The sequence below is a fragment of the Enterobacter cloacae complex sp. genome, from assembly GCF_900322725.1.
GTDB lineage: Bacteria > Pseudomonadota > Gammaproteobacteria > Enterobacterales > Enterobacteriaceae > Enterobacter > Enterobacter quasihormaechei.
This window is the reverse complement of record NZ_LT991957.1, coordinates 1,134,953-1,147,817: the sequence shown is the minus strand read 5'-3', so window position 1 is coordinate 1,147,817 and position 12,865 is coordinate 1,134,953. Positions and strand designations below refer to the sequence as shown.

At 59.3% G+C, this 12,865-nt stretch carries 11 protein-coding genes; 5 read left to right on the top strand and 6 right to left on the bottom strand.

Annotation, left to right across the window (positions count from 1 at the left end):
* From ubiI to DBR02_RS05800, 5 genes are all read left to right on the top strand, one after another.
* Positions 1-1,203, top strand: coding sequence for an FAD-dependent 2-octaprenylphenol hydroxylase (gene ubiI, locus DBR02_RS05820; protein ID WP_107533689.1), 1,203 nt, complete (start codon positions 1-3; stop codon positions 1,201-1,203).
* Between the two features lie 397 nt (positions 1,204-1,600).
* Positions 1,601-2,695 (top strand): glycine cleavage system aminomethyltransferase GcvT, encoded by a 1,095-nt coding sequence (gcvT, locus tag DBR02_RS05815; protein WP_063867877.1) that lies wholly within the window; start codon positions 1,601-1,603, stop codon positions 2,693-2,695.
* A gap of 23 nt (positions 2,696-2,718) precedes the next feature.
* Positions 2,719-3,108: a glycine cleavage system protein GcvH gene (gene gcvH / locus DBR02_RS05810; protein WP_006811885.1), complete on the top strand. Its 390-nt coding sequence runs from the start codon at positions 2,719-2,721 to the stop codon at positions 3,106-3,108.
* Between the two features lie 125 nt (positions 3,109-3,233).
* A complete protein-coding gene (gene gcvP / locus DBR02_RS05805) occupies positions 3,234-6,107 on the top strand; it encodes an aminomethyl-transferring glycine dehydrogenase (protein WP_107533687.1) in 2,874 nt (957 codons plus the stop codon).
* 68 nt (positions 6,108-6,175) lie between these two features.
* A complete protein-coding gene (locus DBR02_RS05800) occupies positions 6,176-6,919 on the top strand; it encodes an SDR family oxidoreductase (RefSeq protein ID WP_063451995.1) in 744 nt (247 codons plus the stop codon).
* A 2-nt stretch (positions 6,920-6,921) separates the two neighbouring features.
* Here the strand turns inward: DBR02_RS05800 and DBR02_RS05795 are convergent, their stop codons facing one another.
* From DBR02_RS05795 to DBR02_RS05770, 6 genes are all read right to left on the bottom strand, one after another.
* Complete coding sequence (locus DBR02_RS05795; RefSeq protein ID WP_107533686.1) at positions 6,922-7,422, bottom strand: protein disulfide oxidoreductase; 501 nt, start codon at positions 7,420-7,422, stop codon at positions 6,922-6,924.
* A complete protein-coding gene (locus tag DBR02_RS05790; protein WP_063451993.1) occupies positions 7,412-8,014 on the bottom strand; it encodes a DsbA family protein in 603 nt (200 codons plus the stop codon). The genes DBR02_RS05795 and DBR02_RS05790 overlap by 11 nt, the downstream gene beginning before the upstream one ends.
* A 1-nt stretch (position 8,015) precedes the next feature.
* Positions 8,016-10,025: a protein-disulfide reductase DsbD family protein gene (locus DBR02_RS05785; RefSeq protein ID WP_107533685.1), complete on the bottom strand. Its 2,010-nt coding sequence runs from the start codon at positions 10,023-10,025 to the stop codon at positions 8,016-8,018.
* 48 nt (positions 10,026-10,073) lie between these two features.
* A complete protein-coding gene (locus DBR02_RS05780; RefSeq protein ID WP_063451991.1) occupies positions 10,074-10,433 on the bottom strand; it encodes a hypothetical protein in 360 nt (119 codons plus the stop codon).
* Positions 10,434-10,557: 124 nt separating this feature from the next.
* Positions 10,558-11,991 (bottom strand): 6-phospho-beta-glucosidase BglA, encoded by a 1,434-nt coding sequence (bglA, locus tag DBR02_RS05775; RefSeq protein ID WP_107533684.1) that lies wholly within the window; start codon positions 11,989-11,991, stop codon positions 10,558-10,560.
* A 116-nt stretch (positions 11,992-12,107) separates the two neighbouring features.
* Complete coding sequence (locus DBR02_RS05770; RefSeq protein ID WP_107533683.1) at positions 12,108-12,839, bottom strand: MurR/RpiR family transcriptional regulator; 732 nt, start codon at positions 12,837-12,839, stop codon at positions 12,108-12,110.
* Positions 12,840-12,865: the final 26 nt, after the last annotated feature.

The following is a 12,865-nucleotide window of genomic DNA, read 5'->3' as shown; positions in this document are numbered from 1 at the left end:
GTGCAAAATGTTGATGTCGCCATTGTCGGCGGCGGAATGGTAGGACTGGCGCTGGCCTGTGGTTTACAGGGCAGCGGCCTGCGCGTGGCCGTGCTTGAGCAAAACGCGCCGCAGCCCGTGGCGCAGGATGCCCCGCCGGAGCTGCGCGTCTCGGCTATCAACGCAGCCAGCGAAAAATTACTGACGCACCTCGGCGTCTGGTCAGAGATCGTGGCGCAGCGCGCAAGCTGCTACCACGGAATGGAGGTGTGGGATAAAGACAGCTTTGGCCATATCGCCTTTGACGATGAAAGCATGGGCTACAGCCATCTTGGACACATCGTTGAAAACGCGGTGATCCATTACGCGCTGTGGCAGAAAGCACAGCAGTGCAGCGACGTCACTCTCATCGCGCCGGCGAAACTTCAGCAGGTGGCGTGGGGCGAGAACGACGCGTTTATCACCCTTGAAAGCGGCGATATGCTGACCGCGCGTCTGGTGGTGGGTGCCGACGGCGCGAATTCCTGGCTGCGTAACAAAGCGGATATTCCGCTGACCTTCTGGGATTACCGTCATCACGCCCTGGTTGCCACAATCCGCACCGAAGAGCCGCACGGCGGCGTCGCACGCCAGATTTTCCACAACGACGGCATTCTGGCCTTCCTGCCGCTTGCCGATCCGCATCTGTGCTCCATCGTCTGGTCCTTAGAGCCGGAGAAAGAGCAGCAGATGCAGGAGGCGATGCCGGACGCCTTCAGTCAGGCACTGTGCGTGGCGTTTGATAACCGTCTGGGCCTGTGCGCGCTTGAAAGCGAGCGCCGGGCGTTTCCGTTAACGGGCCGCTACGCGCGGCAGTTCGCGGCGCACCGTCTGGCGCTGGTGGGGGATGCGGCGCATACCATTCATCCGCTGGCCGGGCAGGGGGTTAACCTCGGCTTTATGGACGCGGCTGAGCTGGTTGAAGAGCTGCGTCGTCTGCATCGTGAAGGCAAAGACATTGGACAGCATCTGTATCTGCGTCGCTACGAGCGCAGCCGCAAACACAGCGCGGCGATGATGCTGGCGGGCATGCAGGGCTTCCGCGAGCTGTTTGCCGGGGCGAACCCGGCGAAAAAACTGCTGCGCGATATCGGTCTCAAGCTTGCCGATACTCTTCCCGGCGTGAAGCCTCAGCTTCTCCGTCAGGCAATGGGCCTCAACGATCTGCCCGACTGGTTACGTTAATCTCGATCCCCGTCACACTTTATTTTCCCGGCCTCTGCGCCGGGGAAAATTCCTCGTTTGAAATAATCTAATTTCACGCCATTTTTCGCATTAGAAAATCTAATCTTACAGTTTTTATGTTACGGAAATTCGGCCCGTTTTTCCGCACGAAATATCATCATCCGCTAAATCCTGTTAGATCATTGTTAATATTATGCGGGTTTAATCGCATTTTCCCAGTCAAATACTCTGTACGCTTTCCTGCGTTTTTTAGCCATAAGCTAATGTGATGACCCGCTTTACCTTATGGTTAACCGCCGGGTTCGGTGGTAAGTTCAGGTAAAAGAGAACGTTTGCGTCGGCTACCGATTGCGAGGCCGACACCGGGTTTCACGGTGAATTTTTCAACGAGGAAAAGATGGCTCAACAGACTCCTTTGTACGAACAGCACGTGTTATGCGGCGCCCGCATGGTGGACTTCCACGGCTGGATGATGCCGCTGCACTACGGCTCGCAAATTGATGAGCACCACGCGGTGCGCACCGATGCCGGTATGTTCGACGTGTCACACATGACGATTGTCGACCTGCGCGGAAGCCGCACCCGGGAGTTTTTGCGTTATCTGCTGGCAAACGACGTCGCCAAACTGAAGACGCCGGGCAAAGCGCTTTATACCGGCATGCTCAATGCATCGGGCGGCGTGATTGACGACCTCATCGTCTACTACTTCACCGAAGATTTCTTCCGCCTCGTTGTAAACTCCGCCACTCGCGAAAAAGACCTCTCCTGGATTTCCCAACACGCTGAACCTTACGCCATCGATATCACCGTTCGTGACGATCTGTCGCTGATTGCCGTGCAGGGACCCAATGCCCAGGCGAAAGCCGCGTCTCTGTTCAGCGACGAGCAGCGCAACGCCACCGAAGGGATGAAGCCGTTCTTCGGCGTGCAGGCGGGGGATCTGTTTATCGCCACCACCGGCTACACCGGTGAAGCGGGCTATGAAATTGCCATGCCGAACGAGAAAGCCGCCGATTTCTGGCGTGCCCTGGTCGAGGCGGGCGTGAAGCCTGCGGGTCTGGGCGCGCGCGATACGCTGCGTCTGGAAGCGGGCATGAACCTCTACGGCCAGGAGATGGACGAAGGCGTCTCTCCGCTGGCGGCCAACATGGGCTGGACCATCGCGTGGGAACCGGCTGACCGTGAATTTATTGGTCGTGAAGCGCTGGAGATGCAGCGCGAGAAGGGCACTGAACAGCTGGTTGGCCTGGTGATGAAGGAAAAAGGCGTGCTGCGCGGCGAGCTGCCGGTGCGCTTCACCGATGCTGACGGCAATCATCGCGAAGGCGTGATCACCAGCGGAACCTTCTCCCCGACGCTCGGCTACAGTATTGCCCTGGCGCGCGTGCCGGCGGGCATTGGCGAAACGGCGGTGGTGCAGATCCGCAACCGCGAAATGCCGGTCAACGTGACCAAACCGATTTTTGTTCGCGCCGGTAAGCCGGTCGCCTAATTATTTTTATCAGGAGAACTTCAATGAGCAATGTGCCAGCAGAACTGAAATACAGCAAAGAACACGAGTGGCTGCGCAAAGAGGCGGACGGCACTTACACCGTTGGGATCACCGAGCACGCGCAGGAGCTGCTGGGCGACATGGTGTTTGTTGACCTGCCGGAAGTGGGCGCAACCGTGAGCGCAGGCGACGACTGTGCGGTGGCGGAATCCGTCAAAGCGGCTTCTGACATCTACGCGCCTGTGAGCGGTGAAATTGTTGCCGTGAACGACGCGCTGAGCGACTCCCCGGAGCTGGTCAACAGCGAGCCGTATGAAGGCGGCTGGATCTTCAAGATCAAAGCCAGCGACGAAGCGCAGGTTGCCGCGCTGCTGGATGCGACCGCGTACGAAGCATTACTGGAAGACGAATAACGTTGTGCCGGATGGCGCTGCGCATCCGGCCTACCGATCTGCGTAGGCCCGGCAAGCGTTAGCGACACCGGGCAACAGCGTTACAGATAACTACGATTCACTGCACGTTTCAGGAACCATCGCTCATGACACAGACTTTAAGCCAGCTTGAAAACCGTGGCGCCTTCATTGAACGTCACATTGGGCCGGATGCTCAGCAACAGCAGGAGATGCTGAAGACAGTTGGCGCGGATTCATTAAACGCACTGATCGGCCAGATCGTGCCAAAAGACATCCAGCTTGCCACGCCGCCGCAGGTTGGCGAGTCCACAACGGAGTTCGCCGCGCTGGCGGAGCTGAAGGCTATCGCCGGCCTCAACAAGCGCTATAAGTCTTACATCGGCATGGGCTACACCAACGTGCAGTTACCGCCGGTTATCCTGCGCAACATGCTGGAAAACCCGGGCTGGTACACCGCTTATACCCCCTATCAGCCAGAAGTCTCCCAGGGCCGTCTGGAAGCGTTGCTAAACTTCCAGCAGGTGACCCTGGATCTGACCGGTATGGATATCGCTTCCGCCTCTCTGCTGGATGAAGCCACCGCCGCCGCCGAAGCGATGGCGATGGCGAAGCGCGTGAGCAAGCTGAAAAACGCCAACCGTTTCTTCGTAGCGGCAGACGTGCATCCCCAGACGCTGGACGTGGTACGCACCCGTGCAGAAACCTTCGGCTTTGAGGTGATTGTCGACGACGCTGACAAAGTGCTGGATCACCAGGACGTCTTCGGCGTGCTGTTACAGCAGGTGGGCACCACCGGGGAAGTGCATGATTACAGCGCGCTGATTGCTGAGCTCAAATCCCGTAAGGTGATTGTGAGCGTCGCCGCTGATTTTATGGCGCTGGTGCTGCTGACCGCACCGGGCAAACAGGGCGCGGACATTGTCTTTGGCTCAGCGCAACGCTTCGGCGTGCCGATGGGCTACGGCGGCCCGCACGCTGCATTCTTTGGCGCAAAAGATGAATTTAAACGCTCCATGCCGGGCCGTATTATCGGCGTATCGAAAGATGCCGCCGGTAACACCGCGCTGCGCATGGCGATGCAGACCCGCGAGCAGCATATCCGCCGCGAGAAAGCGAACTCTAACATCTGTACCTCTCAGGTGCTGCTGGCAAACATTGCCAGCCTGTACGCGGTGTTCCATGGTCCGGCTGGGCTGAAACGTATTGCCAGCCGCATCCACCGTCTGGCCGACATTCTGGCCTGCGGCCTGCAACAGAAAGGCCTCAGGCTGCGTCATGAGCACTATTTCGACACCCTGTGCGTCGACGTGGCAGACAAAGCGGCCGTGCTGGCGCGCGCCGAGGCCGCGCAAATCAACCTGCGCAGCGATATTCATCACGCGGTAGGGATCACCCTGGATGAATCGACGACGCGTGACGATATCGCAACGCTGTTTGACGTGCTGCTGGGCGACGCACACGGTCTGGACATTGATACGCTCGACAAAGAGGTCGCGCTCGACAGCCGCTCCATTCAGGAAAGCATGCTGCGCAATGACGCGATCCTGGCTCACCCGGTGTTCAACCGCTACCACAGCGAAACCGAGATGATGCGCTACATGCACTCTCTGGAGCGCAAGGATCTGGCGCTGAACCAGGCGATGATCCCGCTGGGCTCCTGCACCATGAAGCTGAACGCTGCGGCAGAGATGATCCCGATTACCTGGCCTGAGTTCTCCGAGCTGCACCCGTTCTGCCCGGCTGAGCAGGCGGAAGGTTATCACATGATGATCAACCAGCTTTCCGACTGGCTGGTGAAGCTGACCGGGTACGACGCGCTCTGCATGCAGCCGAACTCTGGCGCGCAGGGTGAATACGCCGGTCTGCTGGCGATCCGTCACTATCACGAAAGCCGCAATGAAGGCCACCGTGATATCTGCCTGATCCCAAGCTCCGCCCACGGCACCAACCCGGCCTCAGCACAGATGGCGGGCATGGAAGTGGTGGTCGTGGCGTGTGACAAAAACGGCAACATCGATTTGGCCGACCTGCGCGCGAAAGCCGGGCAGGCGGGCGACAAACTTTCGTGCATCATGGTGACCTACCCGTCTACCCACGGCGTGTACGAAGAGACTATCCGTGAAGTGTGTGAAGTGGTGCATCAGTTCGGCGGTCAGGTTTACCTCGACGGCGCGAACATGAACGCCCAGGTGGGCATCACCTCTCCGGGCTTCATTGGCGCGGACGTGTCGCACCTGAACCTGCACAAAACGTTCTGCATTCCACACGGCGGCGGTGGCCCAGGCATGGGGCCAATTGGCGTCAAAGCGCACCTGGCGCCGTTTGTGCCGGGGCACAGCGTGGTGCAGATTGAAGGCATGCTGACCCGTCAGGGCGCGGTCTCTGCGGCCCCGTTCGGCAGCGCCTCTATCCTGCCTATCAGCTGGATGTACATCCGCATGATGGGCGCGGAAGGGCTGAAGCAGGCCAGCCAGGTGGCGATCCTGAACGCCAACTACATCGCAACGCGCCTGAAGGACGCCTATCCGGTGCTCTACACTGGCCGCGACGGTCGCGTGGCGCACGAATGCATCCTCGATATTCGCCCTCTGAAGGACGAGACGGGCATCAGCGAGCTGGATATTGCCAAACGCCTGATCGACTACGGTTTCCACGCGCCAACCATGTCCTTCCCGGTGGCGGGTACGCTGATGGTTGAGCCGACCGAGTCTGAAAGCAAGGTGGAGCTGGACCGCTTTATCGACGCGATGCTGGCCATTCGTAGCGAAATCGACCGCGTGAAGGGCGGTGAGTGGACGCTGGAAGATAACCCGCTGGTTAACGCGCCGCATACCCAGAACGAACTGGTGGCAGAGTGGAATCACGGTTACACCCGCGAGTTGGCCGTCTTCCCGGCGGGCGTGGCAAACAAATACTGGCCGACCGTGAAGCGTCTTGATGACGTCTACGGCGACCGTAACCTGTTCTGCTCCTGCGTACCGATGAGCGAATACCAGTAATTATTTGCCATACTGTAGGCCGGGTAAGCGTAAGCGCCACCCGGTTTTTTTTTATCTGGAGGTTGTGAATGGCAATTGCACTGGTCACCGGCGCCAGCCGCGGCATTGGTAAAGCCACCGCGCTACAGCTGGCAAGCGAAGGCTACACCGTAGCGGTGAATTTTCATCACAACATCACCGCTGCGACGGACGTTATTAATCAGATCGTGGACGCGGGCGGTCAGGCCTTTGCCGTGCGCGCGGATATCAGCGATGAAGCGCAGGTGATGGCGATGTTCGACAGCATCGATCGCGAAGGTGAGCCGCTCGCCGCGCTGGTGAACAACGCCGGAATTCTGTTTGAACAATCCACCCTCGAAAACCTCTCCGCTGAGCGTATTAACCGCGTGCTGGCCACCAACGTCACCGGCTATTTTCTCTGCTGCCGTGAGGCGGTAAAGCGCATGTCGCATAAACACGGCGGCAAGGGCGGCGCGATTGTGAACGTCTCTTCGGCGGCGTCACGCCTGGGCGCGCCCGGGGAATATGTGGATTATGCCGCCTCCAAAGGGGCAGTGGATTCCCTGACGACCGGCCTCGCGCTGGAGGTCGCGGCGCAGGGCATTCGCGTGAACTGCGTGCGGCCTGGCCTGATTTATACTGATATTCACGCCTCCGGCGGCGAGCCGGGGCGTGTGGATCGGGTGAAGTCTCTGTTGCCCATGCAGCGTGGCGGACAGCCGGAGGAGGTCGCCCAGGCCATTGCCTGGCTGCTGAGCGACAAGGCCTCCTATGTCACCGGCAGCTTCCTGGAGCTGGCCGGCGGGAAGTAACGCTACGACGCCAGCCACAGCCGCAGGCGCATCCCCCAGCTGCTGGTCCAGCCGGTGGTGATCGACGTCACTTCACCGTGAGAGATCACCACCAGCGTGGGCGTCACCTGAACGTCCCACTGACGCGCCAGCTCTCCGCTGGCGTCGTTGACCGTGGGCATCGCAGCCTTCTTCTTCCTCATCCATGTTTCGAGCGTCGCGTTATCGCCTGAGCGCAGCGCAACCGACATCACGTTACCCCCGTCCGCGGCCAGCGCCGCTACCGACGGCGTGGTGTAGCGGCAGACGCCGCACCACGTCGCCCAGACGTAGACCAGCAGCGGACGCTCCTCACTCATGGCGATAAGATCGACGGACTCGCCGTCGAGGGTATGCAGCGTGGTGGACGCGAAGTTCTGCGGCAGCGCGGGCTGGCGGAAATAGTCCACCGCCAGGCTCACGGCTACGCCAATCAGCAGCCACACGGCCAGCTCGCGCAGCAGGCGCGGAAGCTTACCTGCCACGGGCGTTTGCCAGCTGTTCTTTGACCAGCCCCTCCAGATCGTCATAAGGAATGGCGCCCGCCACCATCTGGTCACCGATGATGGTTGCCGGCGTACCCTGAATATTCAGTACCTGCGCCAGGATCAGGTTCATCTTTAGGCTGTCCATGGTTTTATCATCCGTTTTAATGCCGTCCGTTCCGGTTTTGGCCCGCGCGGCGGCGATGCTGGCGTCATCGTGATAGCCTTTTTTCATCATCAGCCGCTGGTGGAGCGCCCAGAATTTGTCCGGCGCCTGCTGCCATGTCGAGAGCGCCGCCTTAGCGGCATTCACCGAGCTTTGCCCCTTAAACGGCAGAAGTTTAACGATGAGCTGCACGTCGGGATTATCACGTACGATTTTCTCCAGCATCGGGTCGAACTGCTTGCAGTAAGGGCAGTTGTAGTCCGTGAAGGAGACGATGGTGAGCTTCGGCGACGTCGCGCCGGTGCGCGGGCTGGCCGGATCGTTGAACAGCAGCGCCGCCAGCTGGTCATCGGAAGCGTCCTCTGTTGGCGCGGCAAAACTGAACGCCGATAAAGAGAGCAACAGTAAGGCGATAAACGAGCGCATATTATTTTCCTTTCGCATCGGACAGGGTGCTCAGCACCGCTTCACGGCTTAACAGCGGGGGCAGCACGTGGCCCTGCGGTAACCCTGGTCCGTAAATCTGGTTAAACGGTACGGCGGCGCTGCCGCGCGTGGTTAAGAACTGGCTGATGGTATCGGAGGGGCGGCTCCAGTCACCGCGCAGGGCAACGACGTCCGGGGCAGAGAGCGCATCCTGTACGTCGTCGCGCAGCAGCACGTTGTATTTATTGGCTTTACAGGTCACGCACCAGTCAGCGGTCACGTCGACGAACACCCGTTTGTTCTCTGCCAGCGCCTGGGTGATGGCCTGCTCGCTGAGCGGCTGCCAGTGAATGCGATCGCGTCGTGCACCCTCGCTGCCGGAGCCGGAAACAAACGCAACCGCCCCGGCCACGATGATGGCAAACGCTCCGGCGCGCAGCGCCGTTTGCCAGCGGTAGCGCCAGGCGGTGACCAGCAGCAGCGCAAGGATGAGGAGCACGCCCAGCGTGATAACGGGCAGGATGCCAATATGCACCGTCAGCAGGCTCAGCAGCCACAGCGATGAGCCGAGCATCATCATCCCCAGCACGACGCGCACGACGTTCATCCAGCGTCCCGGACGCGGCAACCGCTGTGCCAGCCCCGGCCAGGCCGCCACCAGAAGCCACGGCAGGCTCATGCCGATGCCCATTGCCAGGAAGATCCCCCACAGCAGAGGAAGCGGCGACGCCAGCGCGACCGATACCGCTGTGCCCAGGAACGGCGCGGTGCAGGGCGTTGCCAGCAGCGTCGCAAACGCGCCCTGCCAGAAATGGCCTGCCAGACCGTTTCCTCCGCGCGTGGCGAGGAACGTGCTGGCCCCGGAAGGGAGGCGGATTTCAAACAGCCCCAGCAGGCTGGCGCTGAAAAGCACCATCACCAGCGCCATCGCGCCAATAAACCACGGATTCTGGAACTGGATCCCCCAGCCAAGCGCCTGATTGCCTAAGCGTAAAACCGTCATCATCAGCGCCAGCGCGAGGAACGACATAACGATCCCGGACACCGAAGCAAGAAACTGCCTGCGCACCTGACCGCGCGCCTGCCGTTCGGTTTGCATCAGCGTGCCCAGCTTCATGGCCAGCACCGGCAGCACGCAGGGCATAACGTTGAGGATCAGGCCACCAGCCAGCGCCATCAGCAGCACCCAGCCTAACGAGAACGCGGGGGCGGCGCTGCCCGGCTGGATCTCCACGCGGGACTCCTGCGCCTGGCCGCTGTCGGCGAGCACCAGCGATAGCGTTTTCCCGCTGAGGCTCGGCGCGGCCTCGCCCCAGCTGTCCGTCACGGGCACGGTGGCCACCAGCGAATCACCGCGCACGGCGAGGGTCGGCTTGCCGAAATCCACGTCGTCCATGCCGTCGATAAACAGCGACGGCGCCTGCCAGCCAGCCTCACGCTGCGCCGTTACGGTCAGCTTGCCGGGGGCGTAGGTGGCGTTCAGCGTTGAGGTCAATCCGCCGCTGAGCGGAAGGGTGCCCATGGCCCGACTGAAATCGTAATCAAAACCGGCGTCTGTGGATGCGGTCATGTTCAGCGAGAACGGGTAGTCGGTAAGAATACAGACGTTGCTACAGGTGGAGAGCGTCAGCACGCCGCTCAGGATCTTCGGGACGTCGCCCCGCAGGGTGATGGGAAAGCTCACATCGCCGTGATAGCCCTGCGTGGTGATGCCCGCGACGTCGAAACGCTGCGGCGTAGGCCAGCGCCAGATCGCCTCAACGGGTTGATGCCAGGTAATGGTGGGTGCGACGCCGCCTTCGCCCGGCGAGCGCCAGTAGGTTTTCCACCCTTTTTGCAGGGCGACGTCCAGCAGCAGGCGGGTTTCGCCAGTGCTTTCGGGTTGCGCACGCAGCCTGACGCTGGCGTGCTGATTATCGGCGGCGCGCAGCCAGCCGCTGTCGGCAGCCTGGCTGAGGGGCAGCCATAGCCAAAGCAGGCAGACCAGCAGTCGCCTGAATACAGTAAACATAAATTTTCTCCGTAAATGATAAATTAACCTGAAGTGACAGGCGAAGACTCATTCACGGAAGACGCATAATCGCAGATGCACCCGTAACCGGGGCGGGGAGATAACGCGGGGAGGCCACTGCCGCTCGCGGCGCGGCGGAATGGCTGCCAATAACGCCAGCAGCAGGGTAACGGCAAACAGGGCGCCTTCAAACAAAACCGGCGGGACCGACATCAGCGATTTGGCGCTAAGCTCACACGGGGTGACCGGTGCGTCGGAACTCTCCTGTCCCTGCTGGACAGACTGGCTTACGGCGGTGACGTTCATGACAAGCGCGTGCATCCCGGCCATCCGCTGGGCGGTGCATATCAGCACCACCAGGCAGGCCAGGGCTACAAGCAGGATAGCGTTGCGTTGTCGCTTAATCATGTTCGCCTCTAATATTCAGGACGCCTATATTATCGGGCGAACATCTTTTGGCAACGCAAATGCTGTAAAGAAGTGTCTGGAAGATAAGCGGTTTGCCCTCTCCGGTTGCAGAGAGGGCGAGCGATTACAGCGTTTCGCCGTTGCTGGCAATGACGGTTTTATACCACTCGAAGCTCTTTTTGCGGGAGCGGGACATGTCGCCTGTGCCGTCGTCGTGCTTGTTAACGTAGATAAAGCCGTAGCGCTTGCTGTACTGGCCGGTGGTGAAGGAGACGCAGTCGATGCAGCCCCACGGGGTGTAGCCCATCAGATCCACGCCGTCCCAGGTCACGGCCTTCATCATCTCTTCCACGTGGGCGCGCAGGTAGTCGATGCGGTAGTCATCGTTGATGCTGCCGTCTGCTTCCACTTTGTCGTAGGCACCGAAACCATTTTCTACGATAAACAGCGGCTTCTGGTAGCGCTCGTACAGCTCGCACAGCGAATAGCGCAGGCCCACAGGATCAATCTGCCAGCCCCAGTCGGACGCCTTCACGTGCGGGTTCGGCACGCTGCCCTCGAAGCCGGAAATGGCGTCGCCGGTGCCGCCTTCCGCTTTGACCGCGTTGGTCATGTAGTAGCTGAAACCTAAGTAGTCGCAGGTGCCTTCACGCAGGATTTGCTCGTCGCCCGCTTCCATTTTGATGGAGAAGCCACGGCGCTCCCACTCGTTAAGCACGTAAGACGGGTAGTAGCCGCGCAGCTGAACGTCGGTAAAGACGTAGCGCTCGCGCATGGATTCCTGAGCGAACATCACATCTTCTGGCTTGCAGGAGTAAGGATAGAGCGCCACCATCGCCAGCATGCAGCCGACCTTCATCTCCGGGTTGATGCGGCGTGCGGCCTTCACCGCCAGCGCGCTGGCCACGAACTGGTGGTGCAGCACCTGGTACATGGTCTCTTCGGGGTTATCGTGCTCGGTATACACCACGCCGGAGCAGCAGTAGCCGAACAGCGGCGCGCGCCAGTTGCGCTGGTTGTTGATTTCGTTGAAGGTCATCCAGTATTTGACCTTATTTTTGTAGCGCTCAAACACCACTTCCGAGAAGCGCACGCAGAAATCCACCACTTTACGGTTGGTCCAGCCGCCGTATTCCTGAACGAGGTGCAGCGGCATTTCAAAGTGGGAGAGGGTGATCACCGGCTCGATGTTGTACTTCAGCAGCTCGTCGAACATGTCGTCGTAGAACTTCAGCCCCTCTTCGTTTGGCTGAGCTTCATCCCCTTTCGGGAAGATGCGCGTCCAGGCGATGGAGGTACGGAAGCATTTGAAGCCCATCTCGGCAAACAGCTTGATGTCTTCTTTGTAATGGCCGTAGAAGTCGACGGCCTCGTGGTTCGGGTAATATTTGCCTTCAATCACTTCCTGAGTGATTTCACGCGGAACGCCGTGGGCGCCGCCGGTGAGGACGTCGCAGATGCTGGGGCCTTTGCCGCCTTTGTTCCAGCCGCCTTCAACCTGGTGCGCCGCCACCGCGCCGCCCCATAAAAAATCTTTCGGTAAGGTGAGTTTTTTCATCTTTGCTATTCTCAATTCAGGACTTATTGATTTCGAGTCTAGCAAAGCGGAATTAAATGTCACGATATAACAATTTGCGGAAATTGTAATTTGTCACATCAAAAAAACAGGGTGTTTTATTCTGTTAATTTCTTCGCCAGCTTGCGGCCTAATGATTCCAGAATATAGATCACAGGAATTTGGGTGGTGATATCGTAAACGCCGCCGATTCGCGTTTGCGGAACGTGCCAGGAGAGATTGAAGTCTGCCAGCTTCGCGAGACGAGAGTGTTCATGGCTGGTAATGGAGAGTACCTTGCAGCGGTGCAGGCTGAACTGGCTGGCAAAGCGTAAGATCTCTTCGGTTTCGCCGGAGACGGAGAGCACAATAGCCAGCGCATTTTTAGCCATATCGTTCGTGACCGGGAAATAGGGATCGTCAATATGGTTGCTGAATTTGCCGATATTTGAAAAGAAACGTGCGCCATATTTTGCCAGCGATCCGGACGTGCCTGCGCCGACGAAAATAATGCGCTCGGAGGATAAAATAATATCGATGGCCTCATTTAATAACGCATCGAACTCTTCGTTATTTACGCTTTTAAAGAAGCTGATAATTTCGCTGGCGCCAAAATTTGCCTGCTGCGGCTCGTTCTGCTCCAGGTAGAGCTTAAAGCGCACGCGGAACTCAGAGTAGCCATCGCAGTTGAGCTTGCGGCAAAAGCGCAGGATGGTGGTAGTGGAAACGCCCGCCGCATCCGCCAGCTCGCGGATGGTCATGTACATCACTTTGTCACGGTTCTTAATGACGTAGTTGTAGACCATCATTTCCAGATTGTTGAGGCTGGCAATGGCGGAATGGGTGAACATACTCACAATGGCTAAACTCGCTGTCG